We start from the raw sequence: 20806 nt of genomic DNA, 5'->3' as shown, positions 1-20806 counted from the left end.
TGTCCTCCGGTCGTGCGAATAAGTGGGTGACCCGGGTTCTGACCACAGCTTGCTCTTTGCAAGTGCACTTGTCAAGAGCAAGTAACGATCACCGCACGCCGCCGCCTCGGCGCACGAGCAGCGCGAGGTGCAGCGCCGTCAGCGTCTCGCCGTCGTCGAGGTCGGCGCCCAGCAGGTCGCCGATGAGCGCGAGCCGCTGGTAGAACACCGACCGCGAGAGGTGGCTCGCGTGCGCCGCCGCCGTGCGGTTGCCGGGATGCGCGAGCATCGCGCCCAGCACGTCGAGCAGGTCGCCGCCGCGGGCGAGGTCGTACTCGACGATCGGCGCGAGCATGCGTTCGCCGAGCTCCTGCAGCCGGTGGTCGTCGCGGAGCGAGGTCACGAGTCGCACGAGCGGGCGGTCCTCCGCGCGGCGCACCACGAGCCCGCGCGCGGGCCTCGGCGGCGGCGTCGCGGCGAGGTCGAGCGCCTCCTGCACCGAGACGAGCAACCCGTCGAGGTCGTCGGCCCGGGAGCCGATCGCGAGCGACGCACGGACCCCGTCCGCCGGCGACCCGGCGTCGAGGGCGAGCCCGAGCGACCTGGCCGCCGCGTCGTCGAACGGCGTCCCGGTCGGCAGCGACAGCAGCACCACGCGAACGGATGCCGCGGCGCCTCTACCCGGCGCCCGACCCTCGATCGCTCGCCCGCCGAGCGCCCGCGCTGCGGCATCCGCGTCGCCGTCACCGCCGCGACCGGCGAGGGCGAGCCCGTACAGGTCGGACCCGGTGACCGGCAGGCCGGTCGCCTCGAGCCGTGCGGTCGCCCCGCCCGGTGCGGCGAAGCGCCCGGAGAGCAGGTGCTCGACGAGCCGGCGGCGGCCGACGCGACCCCACGTGTCGTCGTCGCCGTCCGCGAGCCGGCCGAGCGCGAGCGCGATCGCGCCCTGCTCGAGGACGCTCGTGCGGCCGGCAGGGTGCGCCGGCCCGGGCAGCGCGACCAGGTGCCCCCAACGGATGCCGCGCGCCTCGACCGGCACGATGAGCCAGGGGTCCGGCCCGCCCGCCGGCGTCCCCGCGCGACGGTGGGCGTCGCGTGAGCGCAGCTGCCACCCGCCGAGCAGCGCCTCCTCGGCGTCGGGCGGCACGTCGGCCGCCACCACCTCGTGTGCGAGGTTCTCGAGCACCACGGGCGCGTCGAGGGTCTGCGCGAGCTGCTGCACGACGTAGTCCGCGGGGGCGCCGCGGAGGGCCAGTGCCGTGAACCGCTCGCGGACCTCGTCGCGGGCATGCAGTGCGGTCGTCTGCTCGGAGATGATGCGGCGGTGCACCGCCTCGGTGAGGGCGACGAACTTCACCTCTCGGTGCAGGGCGACGAGCGCGAGCCCGTGGTCGGCCGCCGCCTGCACGACGACGGCCGGCACGTACCTGTAGTGCACGCCGAGCTCGAGGACGAGCCCGGCGATGCCGACGTCGACGAGCTCGGCGACGAATGCGCGGAGCTCACCCGGCTCGGCGGGCCAGCCCGACCCCGTGGAGAGGAGCAGCTCGCCGCCGACGAGCAGCCGGGCCACGCCCGCGCTGTCGGAGACGTGCACCCAGCGGACTCGCGCGTCGAGGGCGGTGTCGCCGACGAGCACCTCGGGCACCCCGTCCGCGACCGCCGGAAGCGCGAGGATCTCGGCGACCGTCGGGAGCGCGTCGTCGACGGCGAACGCAGGGGCGGCGCGGTCCGACCGTTCCGGACGATCCGTTCGATCGAGTGGATCTTCGCGACGCTCTGGCACCGTCCACCTCGGTTCTTCGCTGTCAGACTGGGACCACATCAGCGTACCGACCTGCCGGTCGTTCTGTCCGATTCGCGACATCCGGCAGCACCGCATCCACCGAAGGACCACCATGAGCCTCACCGAGACCGCCGCCACCTCGCCCGCCGCGACCGCCGACGTGCCCCACCTCGGGCACTGGATCGACGGCGCGCTGCGCCCCTCCACCTCCGGCCGGACCGCGCCCGTGTACAACCCCGCCACCGGCGCCGTGCAGGCGGAGGTCGCGCTCGCCGACCGGGCCGAGATCGACGAGGCGATCGCCTCCGCGCAGCGCGGCTACGAGGTCTGGAGCCGCTACTCGATCGCGAAGCGCCAGGGCGTGCTGTTCGCGTTCCGGGAGCTGCTCAACGCGCGGAAGGGCGAGCTCGCCGCGATCATCACCGCCGAGCACGGCAAGGTGCTCTCCGACGCGATGGGCGAGATCCTCCGCGGCCAGGAGGTCGTCGAGCTCGCCACCGGCTTCCCGCACCTCATCAAGGGCGCCTTCTCCGAGAACGCCTCGTCGGGCATCGACGTCTACTCGCTGAAGCAGCCGCTCGGCGTGGTCGGCGTCATCAGCCCCTTCAACTTCCCGGCCATGGTGCCCATGTGGTTCTTCCCGATCGCGATCGCGGCGGGCAACGCCGTCGTCCTGAAGCCGAGCGAGAAGGACCCGTCGGCCGCGCTCTGGCTGGCGGAGCTCTGGAAGGAGGCCGGCCTGCCCGACGGCGTGTTCACGGTCCTCCAGGGCGACAAGCTCGCCGTCGACGGCCTGCTGACCTCGCCGATCGTCCAGTCGATCTCGTTCGTCGGCTCGACGCCGATCGCCCAGTACATCTACGAGACCGCCGCCAAGCACGGCAAGCGCGTCCAGGCCCTGGGCGGCGCCAAGAACCACATGCTCGTGCTGCCCGACGCCGACCTCGACCTGGTCGCCGACTCGGCCGTCAACGCGGGCTACGGCGCCGCGGGCGAGCGCTGCATGGCCATCTCGGTCGTGCTCGCCGTCGAACCCGTCGCCGACGAGCTCGTCGCGAAGATCGCCGAGCGCATCGCGAAGCTGAAGATCGGCAACGGCGCCGGCACGGACGGCGTCGAGCCCGACATGGGCCCGCTCATCACCGACGTGCACCGCGACAAGGTCGCCTCCTACGTCGACATCGCCGAAGCCGACGGTGCGTCCGTCGTGGTCGACGGCCGCGGCTTCTCGGTCGACGGCCACGAGGACGGCTTCTTCTTCGGCCCGACCCTGCTCGACCACGTCCCGACGTCGTCGCGCGCCTACACCGAGGAGATCTTCGGCCCGGTGCTCTCGGTCGTGCGCGTCGCGTCGTACGACGAGGGCCTCGACCTCATCAACTCGGGCCGGTTCGGCAACGGCACGGCCATCTTCACCAACGACGGCGGTGCGGCCCGCCGCTTCCAGAACGAGGTGGAGGTCGGCATGGTCGGCATCAACGTCCCGATCCCGGTGCCGGTCGCCTACCACTCGTTCGGCGGATGGAAGCAGTCGCTCTTCGGCGACAGCAAGGCCTACGGCGTGCACGGCTTCGACTTCTTCACGCGCGAGAAGGCCGTCACGAGCCGGTGGCTCGACCCGGCCACCCACGGCGGCATCAACCTCGGTTTCCCGCAGAACCACTGACCGCTTCGGTGGTCGAGTAGCGCGAAGCGCGTATCGAGACCGTCGCAGGGTCTCGATACGGCGCTGACGCGCCGACTCGACCACCGGACCCCGAAAGGACCTTCACATGACCGACACGCTCGTTCCCGAAGCGACGACGGATGCCGCGACCGCGGCCTCGTACGTCGACCGCCGCGGCACGCGGCATCCGCTGCCCGACGCCGCCGCCGACGCGCAGGTGCGCGCCGACGACCGCGCCCACGTGTTCCACTCCTGGAGCGCGCAGGCCCTCATCGACCCGCTGCCCGTCGCTGCCGGCGAGGGGTCGACGTTCTGGGACTACCAGGGCAACGCCTACCTCGACTTCTCGAGCCAGCTCGTGAACCTCAACCTCGGTCACCAGCACCCGGATCTCGTCGCGGCGATCCAGGAGCAGGCGGGCCGGCTCGCGACGATCCAGCCCGCGCTCGCCAACGACGTGCGCGGCGAGCTCGCCCGGCGCATCGCCGAGGTCGCGCCCGGCGACCTCGACAAGGTGTTCTTCACGAACGGCGGCGCCGACGCGAACGAGCACGCGGTGCGGATGGCGCGCGCCGTCACCGGTCGCCGCAAGGTGATGTCGATGTACCGCAGCTACCACGGCGGCACGGCCACGGCGATCTCGCTGACCGGCGACCCGCGCCGCTGGGCGAACGAGCCGAGCGACGGCAGCGTCGTGCACTTCCTCGGGCCGTACCCGTACCGCTCGTCGTTCCACGCGTCGAACGAGGCCGAGGAGACCGAGCGCGCGCTCGCGCACCTCGAGCAGGTCATCACGCTCGAGGGCGCGACCACGGTCGCGGCGATCATCATCGAGACCGTCGTCGGCACGAACGGCGTGCTCGTGCCGCCGCCCGGCTACCTGCAGGGCGTGCGCGAGCTCTGCGACCGGTTCGGCATCGTCTACATCGCCGACGAGGTCATGGTCGGCTTCGGCCGCGTCGGCGAGTGGTTCGCGGTGAACCACTTCGGCGTGACGCCCGACCTCATCACCTTCGCGAAGGGCGTGAACTCGGGCTACGTGCCGCTCGGCGGCGTCGTGGTGTCGCAGCGCATCGCGTCGCACTTCGACACCGTGCCGTTCGCCGGCGGGCTCACCTACTCGGGTCACCCGCTCGCGTGCGCGGCGGGCGTCGCGACGTTCGAGGTGTTCGAGCGCGACGGCATCCTCGAGCGCGTGCGCGACCTCGGCGAGCGCGTCGTCGGTCCGCGCCTGCGCGAGATCGCGGAGCGGCATCCGTCGGTCGGCGAGGTGCGCGGACTCGGTCTGTTCTGGGCGATCGAGCTCGTCCGCGACCGGGAGACGCGCGAGCCGCTCGTGCCGTTCAACGCGTCGGGGGCGGATGCCGCGCCGATGGCGAAGGTCGCGGCCGCGTGCAAGCAGGCGGGGCTGTGGCCGTTCATCCACTTCAACCGCATGCACGTCGCGCCGCCGCTCGTCATCACCGAGGAGGAGCTCGTGCGCGGACTCGACATCATCGACGCCGCGCTCGACCTGGCCGACGCCGAGCTCGGCTGACGCACGGGCGGCCAGGCGTCGCGTGGCGGGAGGGCGGTCCGCCGGGAGCGGCTAGCCTGAGGCACATGGACGCTCGGGGGCCCGCCGGTGGGATGCCGCGGCGCGCGTTCCTCGCGGCCGCGCTCTCGGGCGCGGCCCTCACGCTCGCCGCGTGCACCGACGGTCGCCCCGATCCCACCGGGTCTCCGGGGCCGACGGGCACGCGCACGCCGACCCCGACGCCGACGCCGGGCGGGGTGCCGCAGCCCGTCGCGTTCCGCCGTTCACGCTGGACCGCCGACCCGTTCGTCCGCGGCGCCTACAGCTTCGACGGCGTGGGAACCACGGACGACCTGCGCACCGCCCTCGGCGAGCCCGTCGAGGGCCGCCTGGTGATCGCGGGCGAGGCGACCTCGGCCACGGCACCCGGCACGGTCCACGGGGCCTACAACGAAGGGCTCCGCGCCGGGCGCGTGATCGCGGGGCTCGCCGAGGAGGGCGACCGCGTCGCCGTGATCGGCGCGGGCATCGCGGGGCTCGCCGCCGCCCGCACGCTCGCCGACCGCGGCATCGACGTGGTCGTGATCGAGGCGTCGGACCGGCTCGGCGGGCGGCTGCACTCGATCGACGACGACGACTTCGCCGGGCCGGTCGAACTGGGCAGCCCGTTCGTGTCCGACCTGGCCACGATGCGATCGGTGCTGCGGAGGGCGGCGGTACCGACCCGGCGGTTCACCCCCGTGCTGGAGGCGCGCACTCCGAACGGCGCCAACCTGGGCACGCCTCCGCCGACCGGCACCGCCGCGATCGCCGCGGCACACGAGTGGGCGCTCGCCCAGCCGTCGGACGTGTCCCTCACCACCGCGCTCGTCGACTCCGGGGTCGTGCCGCTCCCCGGCGAAGCCGACGACCTCGGGCTCACGCCGACGGACTGGCTCCGCCACGCCCTGTCGACCGGCATCGAGCCGTCCACCGGGGCGACGGCGACGCGCCTGTCCGCGCAACGCCTCGACCTGGGACGCGTGTGGCGCCCGACGGGCCAGGTCACGGGCGGGTGGTCGGGGCTCCTCGAGACGCTCGCCGACGGGGTCGACATCGCGGGCGCCAGCGTCGTCACCGAGGTGGCCCTCGACGACCGCGGGGTGGGCCTCCGACTCGACTCGGGCGAGTCCATCCGCGTGCAGCGTGCCATCGTGACCGCCTCGGTCGGCGTGCTGCGGACCGACACGATCGCCTTCGACCCGCCGCTGCCGCTCCGCCACCAGCGGGCCGTCTCGCTGCTCGGAATGGGCGCGGTCGACCTCGTCTGGCTCCGGTTCGACACGCCCTTCTGGCGGTCCGAGACGGATGCCACGCCGGGCCCCCTCCCCGGGCGCGGCACGCCCAACGTGCTCACGGTCGTCGGCGAGACGCCGACCGTCGCGGCGTGGCTCGACCTCGGCGACGATCCGCGGCGGCCGATGCTCGTCGGGGTCCTCGCCGCCGAGCACGCGCGTCGGGTCGCCGCGATCGACGACGACGACGAGGCGCTCGACGTCGTGCTCGACGCCCTCGCACCGTTCGTCGCGACCTAGCGGACGCCCCGGGCCCCTATCGCCGGTCCGCTCCGACGAGCCACTCGGCGGGCGAACCGGGCGCGGATGCGGCATCCGCTCGCGCCGCGGCATCCGCTGCTTCGGCCTCGAGCCGCCGCCGGTGGATGCGCTGCCGGAGCCCGCGCCGCTCGAGGCGCCGGTGGACGGCCACCAGCACCGACGTGAGGGCGACGAAGATGAGCAGCACCATCGCGCAGTACGCGGCCACGCCGCCGTAGCCGCCGACCTGCGTCTCGTCGAGGAAGAAGTACGGGTACCAGCCGATCTGCCCGCCGCGCAGGAGCGTGTACACGAGCCACACCGAGGGGAAGAGCAGCACGAACCCGATGGTCGACCACGGCACGGGCGGATTCACCGCGAGGATCGCATCGATGGTCCACGCGATGAGGGCGAGCACGGGCACCACGAAGTGCAGCAGCGTGTCCGACCAGGGGATGTCGAGCCGGTAGTCGCGGCTCGACGCCTGCGCCGCGATGAGCGCGAACACGACCCCGGAGACGAGGAGGTAGACCGTGACCATCGTGCGGAAGGCACCGAGCCACACCGGATCCCGCGGGCGGAACCAGGCGAACCAGGCCGCGACGAGGAGCGTGGCCACGGCGAGCATCGCCGACTGGATGGTGAAGTAGCTGAAGAAGTTCACCGACGCGAACAGCGGGAAGCGCAGCACGTACTCGTAGTTGCCGACGAGCGCCACGATCTCGAGCACGGCGATGCCGAGCCGGAAGGCGCCCAACCCGCGCCTCGCGGTCGTCACCCCTGCGGCGGAGCCGGTGACGGTCGCGGGCATGCCCTCACGTTACGCGCCTCGCACCCGCACTCGCTGGGCGCCCCGCGCCGGTGCCGTCAGTCGAGCGGGCGCAGGATCCGGTCGAGGAACCGCCGGGTGCGCTCCTCGCGCGGGTTCGTGAAGATGTCGCGCGGTGCGCCGCGCTCGACGATGACGCCGCCGTCCATGAACAGCACCTCGTCGGCCGCCTGCCGCGCGAAGGCGAGCTCGTGCGTGACGACGACCATCGTCCAGCCCTCGTCGGCGAGCTCCTTGATGACGTGCAGCACCTCGCCGACGAGCTCGGGGTCGAGCGCGCTCGTCGGCTCGTCGAACAGCAGCAGGTCGGGCTTCAGGGCGAGCGCGCGCACGATCCCGACGCGCTGCTGCTGCCCGCCCGAGAGCTGGAACGGGTACTGGTCGCGCTTCTCGGCGAGGCCCACCCGGTCGAGCAGCGCCTCGGCGGCCGCGATCGCCTCCGCCTTCGGCACGCGCTGCACCCGGATCGGCCCCTCGACCACGTTCTCGAGCACGGTCATGTGGGGGAACAGGTTGTGGTGCTGGAACACCATCGCCGAGCGGTCCCGCATCGCGATCCGGTCGCCCTTCGAAACCGGACGCGAGAAGTCGATCGTCGGCCCGCCGTCGAACTCGAGCTCGCCGCCATCCGGCGTCTCGAGGCCGTTGAGCGCACGCAGCACCGTCGTCTTGCCGGACCCGCTCGGGCCGATGAGCGTCACGACCTCGCCGCGGCGCACCGAGAAGTCGACGCCGCGCAGCACCTCGTTGGCCCCGAACGACTTGCGGATGCCGCGCGCGGACAGGAGCACTGCGGCATCCGTGTGCCGGCGGTCAGTGGGCGACATAGCGGTCCAACCTCTTCTCGATCCTCGCCTGCCCGCCCGAGAGGGCGAGGCAGAACAGCCAGTAGATCAGCGCCGCCTCGAGGTAGAGGAGCATGAACTCCTGGCTGAATGCGGCGATCTGCTGGGCGACGCGGAACAGCTCGGTCACGAGGATGAGCGACGCGAGCGACGTGTCCTTCACGAGCGAGATGAACGTGTTCGACAGCGGCGGCACCGAGACGCGCGCCGCCTGCGGCAGGATGACGCGGCGCAGCGTCGTCGCGGGCGACATGCCGATCGTGTACGCCGCCTCCCACTGCCCCTTCGGCACGGACAGGATGGCCGCGCGGATCACCTCGGCGGCGTACCCGCCGACGTTCAGCGAGAACGCGACGATGGCGCTCGGCCACGGGTCGATGACGACGCCGATCGCGGGCAGGCCGTAGAAGATCACGAACAGCTGCACGAGCAGCGGCGTGCCGCGGATCACCGAGATGTAGAACCGGGCGATGTTCGACACGATCGGGTTCTTCGAGAGGCGCATGAGCGCCACCGCGAGGGCGAGCACGAGCCCGATCGCGAATGAGGCGAGGGCGAGCGGGATGGTCCCGCTGATGCCGCCCCACACGATCGGCCAGAACGACTCGACGAAGAGCTGCAGGCTCTCGTTCACTCGGTCACGTCCTTCCGGGCGTCGACGGATGCCGCGGGCGCGGCCTTCCGCCCAATGTTGCCATCCACGACGAGTGTCGCCGTCCCCGCGGCATCAGGCGGCGGGAACGGCGACACTCGGGTACGGATTACTCGGAGACGTCGGCGCCGAAGTACTTCTCGCCGAGCTCGGCGAGCACGCCCTCCTCGCGGAGCTCCGCGAGCGCCTCGTCGATCGCCTCGACGAGCGCCTCCTTGTCCTGGGTGAGGGCGAACGCGCTCTCGGAGGTCTCGTCGGTCTCGGCGGCGACCTCGATCGCGGCATCCGGGGTCGTGTTCAGGTAGTCGAGGAAGGTGAGCTGGTCGTTGATGGTCGCGTCGACGCGGCCCTGCTGCAGCAGTGACACGGCCTGAGCCCAGCCCTCGACAGCCTCGACGTTCGCACCCGACTCGGTCGCAAGCTCGTACCAGTTGCTCGTGAGCGACTGGGCCGTGGTCTTGCCCTCGAGGTCGTCGAACGACGAGATCGACGTGTCGCCCTCGTTCACGACGACGACGCCGCGCGAGACGGTGTACGGCTCGCTGAAGAGGTACTGCTCCTCGCGCTCCGGGGTGATCGAGACCTGGTTCGCGATGACGTCGAAGCGGCCCGCGTCGAGGCCCGCGAAGATCGCGTCCCACTGCGTCTCCTGGAACTGGACCTCGAGGCCGAGCTTCTCGGCGACGGCCTCGGCCACCTCGACGTCGTAGCCGACGAGGTCGCCCGAGCCGTCCTCGTGGAAGCTGAAGGGGCGGTAGGTGCCCTCGGTGGCGACGGTCAGCGTGCCGGCCTGCACGAGGCCGTAGTCGTCGCCCGCGGCATCCGTCGACCCGGAGCCGGAGCCGCTGTCACCGCTCGAGCAGGCGGCGAGCGCGACGACGGCGGCGGATGCGGCGGCGAGGCCGAGGATCGTGCGGGTGCGGGTCATGGATGGTGCTCCGTTCGTGACGTGGTGGCGGTTCGGCGTGGTGGGCCGGATGCCGCGGGACGTGGTGCGACTGCCGGTTCGAGTCCAGCAGGCCGCGGCCACGGGATGAAACCGGATGACGCCGCGTTTCCATTCCCGATCCGCACGATTCACGGACGATCGGCGGCAAGCCCCGCGATCCCGGCTCGCCACCGGCCTACACCGGCGCGCAACGGACGCGCAACCGGCGGCGCCCCGGCCGCCGCCGTGGCTAGGCTGGCCGCCGTCGAGGGGCGGATCCCCTCGACGAGGTGCCCCCACACCGAAGGAGACCCCCATGCTCACCCTGTCCTGGCTGCTCGTCATCGCCCTCGCCGGCGGCATCGCCGCGCTCGTCGACGGCATCATGCGCGCCCGCGGTCGTGGGACGAACGTCGTCGCGATCATCGAGATCGTCGTCGCCGTGCTGTTCCTGCTCTCGCTGTTCGTCACGGGAATCCCGTTCGGGTCGCTCGTGCTCGGCATCATCCTCGCGATCGTGCTCGCCGTCCTGCTCTTCCTGCGCGGTAGCACCCGCCGCGGCGGCATCGCCCTCACCGTGGTCGCGCTCGTGCTCGTGGTGCTGTGGATCGTGCTCTCGCAGGGCTGGATCGTCATCCCCGGCGTCAACTGACCCGCGCCCCGCTCCACCGAGGCCGGCATCCCCGCGGGGTGCCGGCCTCGGCCGTCGGTGCCCAGTACGCGCGCCGGAGGCGGCGGAGCGCCGGGCGCGACTCAGAACGCGTTGAGGCCCGTGAGCGCCCGGCCGATGACGAGCTGGTGCACCTCGTCGGTGCCCTCGTAGGTGCGAACCGACTCGAGGTTCGCCGCGTGCCGCATGACCGGGAACTCCGACGTGATGCCGTCGCCGCCGAGGATGGCCCGCGCGTCGTGCGCGATCCGCAGCGCCTCGCGCACCGAGTTCAGCTTGCCGACCGAGATCTGCGCGGGCGTGAGCGCGCCGCGCTCCTTGAGCCGTCCGAGGTGCAGCGCGAGCAACACGCCCTTCTCGACCTCGACGAGCATGTCGGCGAGCTTGGCCTGGATGAGCTGGTTCGCCCCGATCGGCTTGCCGAACACCTCGCGCGACATCGATCGCGCGAGCGCCGCCTCGAGGCAGGACCGCGCCGCGCCCATCGCGCCCCACACGATGCCGTAGCGCGCCTCGTTGAGGCAGCCGAACGGCCCCGACAGCCCGCGGGCGCCGGGCAGCATCGCGTCGGCCGGCAGCCGCACGCCGTCGAACGTCACGTCGCACTGCACCGAGGCGCGCATCGAGAGCTTGCCGGTGATGGGCGTCGCCGTGAAGCCCGGCGTCGAGGTCGGCACGAGGAACCCGCGCACGACGCCAGCGTCCTCTCCCGCGTCATCCGCCACCTTCGCCCAGACGACCGCGACGTCGGCGAGCGAGGCGAGCCCGATCCACCGCTTCGCGCCGTCGAGCACCCACTCGTCGCCTTCGCGCCGCGCGACGGTCGTCATCGCCGCGGGGTCGCTCCCGCCCTGCGGCTCCGTGAGCGCGAAGCAGCCGATGAGCTCGCCCGCCGCCATGCCCGGCAGCCACCGCTGCCTCTGCTCCTCCGAGCCGTACGTGCGGATGGCGCTCATCGCGAGCGATCCCTGCACCGACACGAAGGTGCGCCAGCCGGAGTCGGCCGCCTCAAGTTCGAGGCAGACGAGGCCGTAGGCCACGGCGCCCGCCCCGGCGCATCCGTACCCGCTCAGGTGCATGCCGAGGAACCCGAGCTCGCCGGCCTCGCGCACGAGCTCGCGGCGGAAGCGCTGGTCCTCGAAGTCCTGCTCGATGACCGGCGCGATGCGCTCCTGCGCGAAGCGGCGCGCCCGGTCGCGCCACGCGAGCTCCTCGTCGGTGAGCAGGGCGTCGAGGTCGAAGACGGCGTCGATGCGCGGCGCGGTGACGGTCGGGGCGGCGGTGTCGGTCATGGTGGTCCTTTCGCGGTTCGAGGTCTCGATTCGCGCTGCGCGCTACTCGTCCAGCGGGTTCGTTCGGCGCCAGTCGGCGCCGCGGTCGGCGTCGAGACGCGGGGGCGGCGAGTGGTAGCCGGGCGGCGCGGCGGCGAGGCCGATCGGGTTGGCCACCGACCGCACGCCGTCGAGGTCGACGACGGGGGCGAGCCCGAGCCGGTCGGCGAACGCCAGCGCCTCCCCCACGTCGTTCACGAGGCCCGACGGCACGCCCGCATCCGTCAGCACCTCGACCCAATGGGCAGCGGATGCCGCGGCGAGCGCGCGTCCGAGCTCCTCGTGCAGCGCGTCCCGGTGCCCGACCCGGGCGGCGTTCGTCGTGAACCGCTCGTCGTCGGCGAGCGCCGGAGCCCCGAGCAGCCGCGCGAGCGTGCGGAACTGCCGGTCGTTGCCGACGGCGATGACGAGCTCGCGGTCGGCGGCGCGGAACACCGCGTACGGGGCGATGCTCGGGTGCGCGTTCCCGAGCCGTCCGGGGGCGCGACCCGTCGCGAGGGTCGACCCGGCCTGGTTGGTGAGCGCGGAGAGCAGGCTCTGCAGCAGGTTCACCTCGACGTGCGCGCCCTCGCCCGTGGCATCCCGCCGCCGCAGGGCCAGCAGGATGCCGGCGACCGCGTTCTGGCCGGTGAGCACGTCGACGAGCGCGACGCCCGCCTTGGTGGGGTCGCCGTCGGGCGCGCCGGTGATGCTCATGAGCCCGCCGACCGCCTGCACGAGCAGGTCGTACCCGGCGAGCGCGGCGCCCTCGCCGGCACCGAACCCGGTGATCGAGCAGTACACGACGCCCGGGTTCGCGGCGCGCACGTCGTCGTACGCGAGTCCGAACCGCGCCATGACCCCGGGCCGGAAGTTCTCGACGACCACGTCGGCGCTCGCGGCGAGCCGTCGCGCCTCGGCGAGCCCCGCGGCATCCGTGAGGTCGAGCGCCACCGAGCGCTTGTTGCGGTTCACGCTCGCGAAGTACGTGGCCTGCCCGTCGGGCCCGACCGGCGGATGCCACTGGCGGGTGTCGTCGCCCGCGGGCGGCTCGATCTTGACGACGTCGGCGCCGAAGTCGCCGAGCAGCATCGTCGCGTACGGTCCGGCGAGCACGCGCGAGAAGTCGGCGATGCGGATGCCGGCGAGCACGCCGCCGCCCGCACGCTGCTCCGTGTGCGCCATCCGCCCTCCTCGGCCGATCCGGACCGCTCGAGCCGATCCGCTCGCCACGATACCCACGCCCCCGGGGACCCCTCCTGTACAGGATGTCCAACGCCGGTCGCGGATCCGCCACCGCGTCGATCGCGCGGGCAGGATCTCCGCTTAGGCTTGGGAGTGGCGTGCACCGTCGTCGCCGACCGGGTGGCGAGTCACGTGCACCATCATCCAGAGGAGTCCCATGACGAACTACGCCGTCGTCAACCCGGCCACCGGAGAGACGGTCAAGACGTACCCGACCATCACCGACGCCGAGCTGGAGGCCGCGATCGCCGCCGCCGACGAGGCGCACCGCACCTGGTCGAAGTCGACCACGGTCGAGGAGCGCGCCGCCCTGATCCGCCGCGTCGGCGAGCTGCACGTGGAGCGCCGCCAGGAGCTCGCGGAGATCATCGTCCGCGAGATGGGCAAGCCCATCGAGCAGGCGCTCGCCGAGGCCGACTTCGCGGGCGACATCTACACGTACTACGCCGACAACGCGGCCGAGTTCCTGAAGGACGAGCCCATCGAGCTGCAGGGCGGCGAGGGCTCCGCGGTCGTGCGGCGCTCGTCGCTGGGCGTGCTGCTCGGCGTGATGCCGTGGAACTTCCCGTACTACCAGGTGGCGCGCTTCGCCGGCCCGAACGTGATCATCGGCAACACGATCCTGCTGAAGCACGCCGAGCAGTGCCCCGAGTCGGCCGAGGCGATCCAGCGGATCTTCCGCGACGCGGGCGCCCCCGAGGGCGTGTACGTGAACATCTACGCCTCGCACGATCAGATCGAGCGGGTCATCGCCGACCCGCGCGTGCAGGGCGTGTCGCTCACCGGCTCCGAGCGCGCGGGCGCCGCGGTCGCCGCGGTCGCGGGCAAGCACCTGAAGAAGGTCGTGCTCGAGCTCGGCGGTTCCGACCCGTTCATCCTGCTGTCGACCGACGACCTCGACGAGGCCGTGCAGAACGCGGTCGACGCGCGTCTCGACAACAGCGGCCAGTCCTGCAATGCGGCCAAGCGCTTCATCGTGATCGACGAGCTGTACGAGCCGTTCCTCGAGAAGTTCACGGCGAAGATCGCCGAGGTCGAGGCGACCGACCCGATGTCGTCCGACTCGGTGCTCGGTCCCCTGTCGTCGCTGAAGGCGGCCGAGGGTCTCGAGGAGCAGGTGAAGCGCGCCATCGAGCACGGTGCGAAGCTCGTGCACGGCGGCACGCGCGAGGGCGCGTTCTTCCAGACGACCGTGCTCACCGACGTCGCGAGCGACAACCCCGCGTCGAAGGAGGAGTTCTTCGGACCCGTGGCGCAGGTGTACCGTGCGGCTGACGAGGCCGACGCGGTGCGCATCGCGAACGACATCCCGTTCGGCCTCGGCTCGTACCTCTACACGACCGACCCCGAGCAGGCCGACCGCGTGGCGAACGCGATCGAGGCCGGGATGGTGTTCGTCAACATCGTGCTGGCGGATGGCGCGGAGCTGCCCTTCGGCGGCGTGAAGCGTTCCGGCTTCGGTCGTGAGCTCGGCCGCTTCGGCGCCGACGAGTTCGTGAACAAGAAGCTCATCCGCATCGGCTGATCGTCCCACCCGACGCGCCCCGCGGCATCCGCTGCGGGGCGCGGCGTCGTCTGCACGGCGTCGTCGCTCAGCGGATGCCGGGGTCGATGCCCTCGGGCGCACCCGGGAACTGCACGTCGAGGCCGGCCTCCTCGGCCGCGGCGGCCGTCGCGCGCAGCAGCCGCTCAGCCACTTCGCTGACGTAGGTCACGTCGTCGAAGTCGAGGCGGAGGGTGCGCGCGTCGACGTGCTCCACGAGCCGGCCTGCGTCGTGCACGACCTGCTCGGCCGCCAGGAAGTCGAGCTCGCCGCGAAGCTCGAGCGTGACCGAGCGGGTCTCCTCGTCGACCGTCGCCGACCCGACGGGCGACGCCGGCACGCGCAGGTGGTCGAACATGTGCAGGCCGAAGCGGGCCGACAGCTCTTCGAGCATCGCGACCCCGCGGAGGCTGTTGCCGGCCTCGTCGAGGGGCGGGCTGAACACGCCCACGCCGAACTCGCCGGGCCGCACGGCGACGATCCCGCCGCCGACGCCCGACTTGGCCGGCATCCCGACCCGGAACGCCCAGGACCCGGAGCGGTCGTACATGCCGCACGTGGCCATGACCGAGAGCGTGTCGCGGGCGGCCCGCTCGCCCACGACGCGGTCGCGCGTCAGCGGGTGCACGCCGCCGTTCGCCAGCGTCGCCCCCATGAGCGCGAGGTCCTCGGTGGTGACGATGAGCGAGCACTGGCGGAAGTACGGGTCGGTCGCGCTGTCGACGTCGTCGGTCGCGAGCGATCCGGCCGCGAGCGCGAGGCCCGCGAGCGCCCGGTTGCGGTGGCCGGTGTCGGCTTCCGAGGTGTACACCTCCTCGTCGACGTCGAGCTCGCGGCCGGCGAATCGCGACAGCGCCTCGTGGATGCGTGAAAACCGCTCCTCGGCGTCGGCCGCCGGCACGAGCGAGGTCGTCACGATCGCGCCGGCGTTGATGAACGGGTTCTCGGGCCGACCGAGCTCGTCGAGGCTGATCGCGTTGAACGGCTCGCCGCTGGGTTCCACGCCGACGCTGCGGTGCACGGCGTCGGTGCCGACCGTCTCGCACGCGAACGCGTACACGAACGGCTTCGAGGCGGACTGGATCGTGAACCCGACCCCGGTGTCGCCCGCGCCGTACACGCGTCCGAGCACGCTCGCGACCGACACCCCGAACCGGTCGGGGTCCACGTCGGCGAGTTCCGGGATGCCGTCGGCGACCTTCCCGCCGTCGACCGATTCCACGACGCGGCCGAGCGCCCGGGCGAGCTCCTCGTCGACGGCGGCGCCCAGGAGCCGCGGCCGCTCGTTGCCGCTCACCGGCGACCGCCGACGGACGCGTCGATCTCGTCGCGCCGCAGCGACACGAGTCGTTCGACCAGGTCATCGGGCAGCGGATGCTGCGGGGTGAACCGGATCGTGCCCTTGGCCGTGCCGAAGCCCGCCAGCTCGTCGGCGAGTGCTGCGATCACGGCGGGACTGAACGGGTACAGCCCGAGGTGCGCCTTCGCCTGCATCACCGAGAGCAGGGCGGCGTCGCGGTAGCGCAGCGCCGGCATGCCGTAGCCCTGGCCATCGACCGCGTCCGGGACGGTCGCCCGCGCCACCCGGTACACCGCCGCGATGGCGGACCTCGCCGGTTCGTCGAGCCCCGCCACGTACTCGTCGACCTCGCCCATGCGGCTCATGCTACGCGGGGCTCGCGCGGCGGCATCCGTGCGTCGCCGGGTCGGCGGGTCTACCCTCGGGACGAGGGGGTCGCATGATCCGACAGCGCGTCATCGTCCACGGCCGCGTGCAGGCGGTCGGCTTCCGGTTCAGCGCGCGCGTCGAGGCCCAGCGGCTCGGCGTCTCCGGATGGATCAAGAACCGCTCGGACGGCGCCGTGGAGGCCGAGATCGAGGGCGAGGCCGCCGCGGTCGACGCCATGCTGTCGTGGCTCGACGAGGGCCCGCCCGGTGCCGACGTCACCTCGATGAGCACCGCCGACCTCGCGCCGACCGGCGAGCGCGGGTTCCGCGTCGTCAGCTGACGGATGCCGCCGCCCATGGCCCGCGGCGCGTGACGTCCGGCGGGGAGCGTGTCAACGCCTGTCGGTCCGAGGCGTGCCGGTCTTGACTGGGACGGTCGGCGGTCGACGACCGCCGGCGGACCGAGAGGAGGTGCCCATGGCCGAGGGCGATGTCGAGACGATGTCCAAGCGCGGACAGTGGGTCAACCGGGTGATCGGCGAGCCCGAGCGCTCGCGGAGCTTCCGCACGCGCGACGAGGCGATCGACGCCGGGCGCGAGCTCGCCGCGTCGCTCGGCACCGAGCACCGGATCATCCCGGCTGAGGAGACCGGCGTGATCACCGATGAGGACGAGGCGGGCGCGGACGACCGCGCGCGAGCAGAGGAGGCGGACGCATGACCGATCGACGAGACGACTTCATCGAGGCCGACCGGGAGGCGAAGGAGACCGTGGTGAACGACGCGGTCGCCGGCGAAACCGTCCTGCCGGGCACCGGCGACGGCAACGACGGGCCGACCGGTGGGTCGCCCCGCGAGCAGGAGCCGATGTACGCGGACAACGACCTGGCTGGCGAGGAGATCGACCTCGACGACGCGCCGGAGTCGACCGAGTAGCCTCCGGGTACGACGAGGGGCCCGCCGGCGAACCGGCGGGCCCCTCGTGACGAGTCAGGCGACTCAGATGGCGTTGACGTCCAGCGGGATGCCGGGGCCGAACGTGGTCGACACGGCGCCCTTCTGGATGTAGCGGCCCTTGGCGCTCGACGGCTTGAGGCGCACGACCTCCTCGAGGGCGGTCTTGATGTTGTCGTTCAGCTGCTCCTGCGTGAACGAGGCCTTGCCGACGACGAAGTGCACGTTGGCGTGCTTGTCGACGCGGAACTCGATCTTGCCGCCCTTGATGTCCTCCACGGCCTTGGCCGGGTTGGGGGTGACGGTGCCGGTCTTCGGGTTCGGCATGAGGCCGCGGGGGCCGAGGACCTTGCCGAGACGACCGACCTGGCCCATGAGCTCCGGGGTGGCGACGGCCGCGTCGAACGCGGTGTAGCCGCCGGCGACCTTCTCGATGAGCTCGGCGCCGCCGACCTCGTCGGCGCCCGCCGCGATGGCGGCCTCGGCGGCCGGGCCGGTCGCGAAGACGATGACGCGGGCGGTCTTGCCGGTGCCGTGCGGGAGGATGACGGTGCCGCGCACCATCTGGTCGGCCTTGCGGGGGTCGACGCCGAGCTTCAGCGCGACCTCGACGGTCGAGTCGAACTTCGCCGAGCCGGTCTCCTTCGCGAGCGCGACGGCGTCGGTCGGGGTGTAGTACTTGCCGGCCTCGATCTTCTCGGCCGCGGCCCGGTAGGCCTTGGACTTCTGTGCCATGTTGGTTCTCCTTGCGAGAGTGTGGTCATCGCGCCTGGCGGGCGCTGCCACGAATGAGAGTTCTGTGGTGACCGATGCCGCGTGGCATCCGTCGGCCCGGTGGTCGAGTCGGCGCGAAGCGCCGTACCGAGACCCGGGCGAGTCGGCTATTCGACCGTGATGCCCATCGAGCGAGCGGTGCCGGCGATGATCTTCGACGCGGCGTCGATGTCGTTGGCGTTGAGGTCGACCATCTTGGCCTCGGCGATCTCGCGGACCTGGTCGGCCGAGATCTTGCCCACCTTGGTGGTGTGCGGGACGCCCGAGCCCTTGGCGACGCCGGCGGCCTTCTTGATGAGCTCCGCGGCGGGCGGGGTCTTCAGGACGAAGGTGAAGGAGCGGTCCTCGTAGACGGTGATCTCGACGGGGATGACGTTGCCGCGCTGCGCCTCGGTGGCGGCGTTGTACGCCTTGCAGAACTCCATGATGTTGACGCCGTGCTGACCCAGCGCCGGACCGATCGGCGGGGCGGGGTTGGCGGCGCCGGCCTTGATCTGAAGCTTGATCAGACCCGTGACCTTCTTCTTCGGTGCCATGATTTCTCTCTTCCTGTTCGAACGCCCGGCCTGGGCCGGGGCACTCTCCCGCAGGTCCCGGCGGTTCCGGGTTGCGGTGGTCTGTGGTGTGTGCGGAACGCAGCACAACCCTCCGATGATACCGGAGGGTCGCTGCGCGGATGCTGTGTTCGGTTTAGAGCTTGGTGACCTGGTCGAAGCTGAGCTCGACCGGCGTCTCGCGCTCGAACAGCGAGACGAGCACGGTGAGCTTGCCGCTCTCGGGCTTGATCTCGTTGATCGTGCCGGGCAGGCCCGCGAACGAGCCGTCCTTGATGGTGATGGTCTCGCCGATCTCGAAGTCGACCTCGGCGGGGATCTGGCGCGCGGCACCGCCCGCGGCGGCACCCTTCGCACCCTTGGCGGGAGCGACGTCCTTGATGTCGACGAGGCTCTTCAGCATGTTGAAGGCCTCCTCGAAGCGGAGCGGCGTCGGGTTGTGCGCGTTGCCCACGAAGCCGGTGACGCCGGGAGTGTGGCGGATGACCGACCAGCTCTCCTCGTTGAGGTCCATGCGGACGAGCACGTAGCCGGGCACGCGGACGCGCGTGACCATCTTGCGCTGGCCGTTCTTGATCTCGACGACGTCCTCCATCGGGACCTCGACCTGGTGGATGAACTCCGCCATGGCCATGGTCTCGCGACGCTGCTCGATGTTCGCCTTCACGCGACGCTCGAACCCGGCGTAGGAGTGGACGACGTACCACTTGCCCGGGAGGAAGCGCAGCTCGTTGCGGAACGCCTCGTAGGGGTCGTGCTCCTCGTCCTCTTCGGTCACGGCCTCGAATGCGGCCTCGGCCTCGTCGGCGGAGTCGATGTCGAGGGCGTCGTCCACGACGGCGTCGGCCTCGGGGTCGGTCGCCTCGGCCAGCGAGTCGAGCACGGCGTCGAGGTCGACCTCGGTGCCCTCGTCGTCGACGACGTGCACCGCGCGGTGCTCGGCGGGCTCGACCGAGTCCTCGTCGTGCTCCTGCGTGGCGCCCTCCTGGGCCTCCTCGACCTCGGACGACTGCTCAGCGGCCGTGGCCCAGTCGACGTCTTCGCGCTCGTTCCTCGACACTGTTCCTCAATCCTTCTCTTCTGCCGTGCCGCCCGGAGACGGCGGCGGGTATCGGGCCGACGGCCCGATCAGACCCCCGGCTGTCCGAAGACGTACAGAACCAGCCAGCCGAACACCTGGTCCATACCCCAGACGATCGCCATCATGATCACCACGAACACCAGCACGACACCGGTGAAGGTGAACAGCTCCTTGCGCGTCGGGGTGACGACCTTCTTCAGCTCGCCGATGACCTGCCGGATGAACAGGGCGATCCGGGCGAAGGGGTTGCGCCGTGCCGCGCGTTCGCGCTTGGCATCGGCGACGATCTCCTCGCTGGGTTCGTCGATCACTTTCCGGGCCACTCGTACACCTTTCATGGGCCGGCCGACGCCGGCCGGCTCGCAGGGCGGACAGGACTCGAACCTGCAACCTGCGGTTTTGGAGACCGCTGCTCTACCAATTGAGCCACCGCCCTATGCGACCCGCAACCGGCGGATCACATGGATCGAAGCCGCCGATCCCGTTCCTCCCGACGGGCGGAGACCCGGAAGAAGGCGCAGAAGATCTTGGCTGACTTCAACAACCTCACCAAGTGTATGCGACGCCGGGAGCGGCACCAAACCGCCCGGAATCCCGCGGGACGAACGTCCCGCCCGCGGCATCCGCCTCGGGATTACCGTGACGCGCGTACGGCGAGCGGGCCGGAGGCCGCCCCGCCACCGCACGGAAGGGGGCACCGCCATGAGCACTCGTTCCGCCGCGGACGAGGTCCGCGTGACCGGTTGGATCGGCTGGGGCTGGTTCGCCGGGACCATCCTGCTGATCGCCGGCGCGATCGACGCGATCTACGGCTTCATCGCCATCCTGCAGCCCGACGCGTACTTCGTCGTGACGAGCGGCACGCTGTTCCTGCTCGACGTGTCCGGGTGGGGCTGGTGGCACCTGATCCTCGGGATCGTCCTCATCCTCGTCGCGCTCGCGCTGTTCACCGGCGCCACGTGGGCCCGCGTCGTCGCCGTCGTGCTCGCGTCGCTGAACGCGGTGGGCCACGTCTTCCTCCTCCCGGCCCAGCCGTGGTGGTCGCTCATCGTCATCGTGCTCGACGTCTTCGTCATCTACGCGCTCACCGTCCACGGCAGGGAGTTGGCCGTCCGGAACGACTGAGCACAGGGCGCGCCCGTGGGGGCGGGCGCCGGCGCCGCGGCTGGGGGCACTGCCGCGGCGCCCCTCCGTGCGGGCGAGCGGGCTCCCCGCGGCATCCGCTGACACGGA

The 20806-nt window shown here is 71.9% G+C and carries 22 protein-coding genes and 1 tRNA gene; 9 read left to right on the top strand and 14 right to left on the bottom strand.

The genetic code is table 11. The features are described 5' to 3' along the window. Positions 1–88: 88 nt before the first annotated feature. Entirely contained in the window at positions 89–1765 is a 1677-nt protein-coding gene (locus M1L56_RS03180) for a PucR family transcriptional regulator (RefSeq protein WP_248598124.1), read from the bottom strand. A 112-nt stretch (positions 1766–1877) separates the two neighbouring features. Here M1L56_RS03180 and M1L56_RS03175 point away from each other — a divergent pair, with 112 nt between their 5' ends. The 3 genes from M1L56_RS03175 to M1L56_RS03165 all read left to right on the top strand — a co-directional run bounded on the left by M1L56_RS03175 (position 1878) and on the right by M1L56_RS03165 (position 6521). Next, positions 1878–3431, top strand: coding sequence for a CoA-acylating methylmalonate-semialdehyde dehydrogenase (locus M1L56_RS03175; protein ID WP_248598123.1), 1554 nt, complete (start codon positions 1878–1880; stop codon positions 3429–3431). A 106-nt stretch (positions 3432–3537) separates the two neighbouring features. Continuing rightward, entirely contained in the window at positions 3538–4968 is a 1431-nt protein-coding gene (locus M1L56_RS03170; protein ID WP_248598122.1) for an aspartate aminotransferase family protein, read from the top strand. A gap of 65 nt (positions 4969–5033) precedes the next feature. Beyond that, entirely contained in the window at positions 5034–6521 is a 1488-nt protein-coding gene (locus tag M1L56_RS03165) for an FAD-dependent oxidoreductase (RefSeq protein ID WP_282573111.1), read from the top strand. Positions 6522–6537: 16 nt separating this feature from the next. Here M1L56_RS03165 and M1L56_RS03160 read toward each other — a convergent pair whose 3' ends face one another. The 4 genes from M1L56_RS03160 to M1L56_RS03145 all read right to left on the bottom strand — a co-directional run bounded on the left by M1L56_RS03160 (position 6538) and on the right by M1L56_RS03145 (position 9775). Then, positions 6538–7332, bottom strand: a complete 795-nt coding sequence (locus tag M1L56_RS03160) for a Pr6Pr family membrane protein (protein WP_248598121.1) — start codon at positions 7330–7332, stop codon at positions 6538–6540. A 56-nt stretch (positions 7333–7388) separates the two neighbouring features. Next, positions 7389–8177: an amino acid ABC transporter ATP-binding protein gene (locus M1L56_RS03155; protein WP_248598120.1), complete on the bottom strand. Its 789-nt coding sequence runs from the start codon at positions 8175–8177 to the stop codon at positions 7389–7391. Continuing rightward, positions 8164–8829: an amino acid ABC transporter permease gene (locus M1L56_RS03150; RefSeq protein ID WP_248598119.1), complete on the bottom strand. Its 666-nt coding sequence runs from the start codon at positions 8827–8829 to the stop codon at positions 8164–8166. Before M1L56_RS03150 ends, M1L56_RS03155 begins: the two co-directional genes overlap by 14 nt. A gap of 127 nt (positions 8830–8956) precedes the next feature. Further along, positions 8957–9775, bottom strand: coding sequence for an amino acid ABC transporter substrate-binding protein (locus M1L56_RS03145; RefSeq protein WP_248598118.1), 819 nt, complete (start codon positions 9773–9775; stop codon positions 8957–8959). Positions 9776–10091: 316 nt separating this feature from the next. On the opposite strand from M1L56_RS03145, the gene M1L56_RS03140 reads away from it, so the two are divergent. Continuing rightward, positions 10092–10427: a hypothetical protein gene (locus M1L56_RS03140; protein WP_248598117.1), complete on the top strand. Its 336-nt coding sequence runs from the start codon at positions 10092–10094 to the stop codon at positions 10425–10427. Positions 10428–10528: 101 nt separating this feature from the next. On the opposite strand, the gene M1L56_RS03135 is transcribed toward M1L56_RS03140, so the two are convergent. Further along, positions 10529–11737 (bottom strand): acyl-CoA dehydrogenase family protein, encoded by a 1209-nt coding sequence (locus M1L56_RS03135; protein WP_248598116.1) that lies wholly within the window; start codon positions 11735–11737, stop codon positions 10529–10531. A gap of 42 nt (positions 11738–11779) precedes the next feature. Next, positions 11780–12940, bottom strand: coding sequence for a CaiB/BaiF CoA-transferase family protein (locus tag M1L56_RS03130; RefSeq protein ID WP_248598115.1), 1161 nt, complete (start codon positions 12938–12940; stop codon positions 11780–11782). Between the two features lie 217 nt (positions 12941–13157). Here M1L56_RS03130 and M1L56_RS03125 point away from each other — a divergent pair, with 217 nt between their 5' ends. Continuing rightward, positions 13158–14525: an NAD-dependent succinate-semialdehyde dehydrogenase gene (locus M1L56_RS03125; RefSeq protein ID WP_248598114.1), complete on the top strand. Its 1368-nt coding sequence runs from the start codon at positions 13158–13160 to the stop codon at positions 14523–14525. A gap of 67 nt (positions 14526–14592) precedes the next feature. Here the strand turns inward: M1L56_RS03125 and glsA are convergent, their stop codons facing one another. Both glsA and M1L56_RS03115 read right to left on the bottom strand, forming a co-directional pair. Beyond that, the gene (gene glsA, locus M1L56_RS03120; protein ID WP_248598113.1) at positions 14593–15840 is read right to left on the bottom strand and encodes a glutaminase A; all 1248 of its coding nucleotides are present in this window, start codon (positions 15838–15840) and stop codon (positions 14593–14595) included. Beyond that, entirely contained in the window at positions 15837–16199 is a 363-nt protein-coding gene (locus tag M1L56_RS03115; protein WP_248598112.1) for an iron chaperone, read from the bottom strand. The genes glsA and M1L56_RS03115 overlap by 4 nt, the downstream gene beginning before the upstream one ends. Before the next feature lie 83 nt (positions 16200–16282). Here M1L56_RS03115 and M1L56_RS03110 point away from each other — a divergent pair, with 83 nt between their 5' ends. The 3 genes from M1L56_RS03110 (at position 16283) to M1L56_RS03100 (ending at position 17146) form a co-directional block, all read left to right on the top strand. Continuing rightward, on the top strand, positions 16283–16552 hold the full coding sequence (locus tag M1L56_RS03110) for an acylphosphatase (protein WP_067950745.1): 270 nt from the start codon (positions 16283–16285) through the stop codon (positions 16550–16552). Between the two features lie 136 nt (positions 16553–16688). Then, positions 16689–16931 (top strand): DUF2188 domain-containing protein, encoded by a 243-nt coding sequence (locus M1L56_RS03105; RefSeq protein WP_067950747.1) that lies wholly within the window; start codon positions 16689–16691, stop codon positions 16929–16931. Then, positions 16928–17146, top strand: coding sequence for a hypothetical protein (locus M1L56_RS03100; protein ID WP_067950749.1), 219 nt, complete (start codon positions 16928–16930; stop codon positions 17144–17146). The genes M1L56_RS03105 and M1L56_RS03100 overlap by 4 nt, the downstream gene beginning before the upstream one ends. A gap of 63 nt (positions 17147–17209) precedes the next feature. On the opposite strand, the gene rplA is transcribed toward M1L56_RS03100, so the two are convergent. From rplA to M1L56_RS03075, 5 genes are all read right to left on the bottom strand, one after another. Continuing rightward, a complete protein-coding gene (gene rplA / locus M1L56_RS03095) occupies positions 17210–17899 on the bottom strand; it encodes a 50S ribosomal protein L1 (RefSeq protein ID WP_067950751.1) in 690 nt (229 codons plus the stop codon). A gap of 146 nt (positions 17900–18045) precedes the next feature. Next, positions 18046–18474 (bottom strand): 50S ribosomal protein L11, encoded by a 429-nt coding sequence (gene rplK / locus M1L56_RS03090; protein WP_067950753.1) that lies wholly within the window; start codon positions 18472–18474, stop codon positions 18046–18048. A 154-nt stretch (positions 18475–18628) separates the two neighbouring features. After that, complete coding sequence (nusG, locus tag M1L56_RS03085; protein WP_067950755.1) at positions 18629–19552, bottom strand: transcription termination/antitermination protein NusG; 924 nt, start codon at positions 19550–19552, stop codon at positions 18629–18631. Positions 19553–19620: 68 nt separating this feature from the next. Then, entirely contained in the window at positions 19621–19896 is a 276-nt protein-coding gene (secE, locus tag M1L56_RS03080; RefSeq protein WP_067950757.1) for a preprotein translocase subunit SecE, read from the bottom strand. Between the two features lie 40 nt (positions 19897–19936). Continuing rightward, a tRNA-Trp gene (locus M1L56_RS03075) sits at positions 19937–20009 on the bottom strand. A gap of 266 nt (positions 20010–20275) precedes the next feature. Between M1L56_RS03075 and M1L56_RS03070 the strand changes: the two genes are divergently transcribed. After that, the gene (locus M1L56_RS03070) at positions 20276–20698 is read left to right on the top strand and encodes a hypothetical protein (RefSeq protein ID WP_067950759.1); all 423 of its coding nucleotides are present in this window, start codon (positions 20276–20278) and stop codon (positions 20696–20698) included. The last annotated feature ends 108 nt before the right edge of the window (positions 20699–20806 follow it).

It is taken from the genome of Agromyces sp. C10, assembly GCF_023217995.1.
Lineage (GTDB): Bacteria > Actinomycetota > Actinomycetes > Actinomycetales > Microbacteriaceae > Agromyces > Agromyces indicus.
Note: the sequence above shows the minus strand (reverse complement) of the source record. Positions and strands in the feature narration are given on the sequence as shown.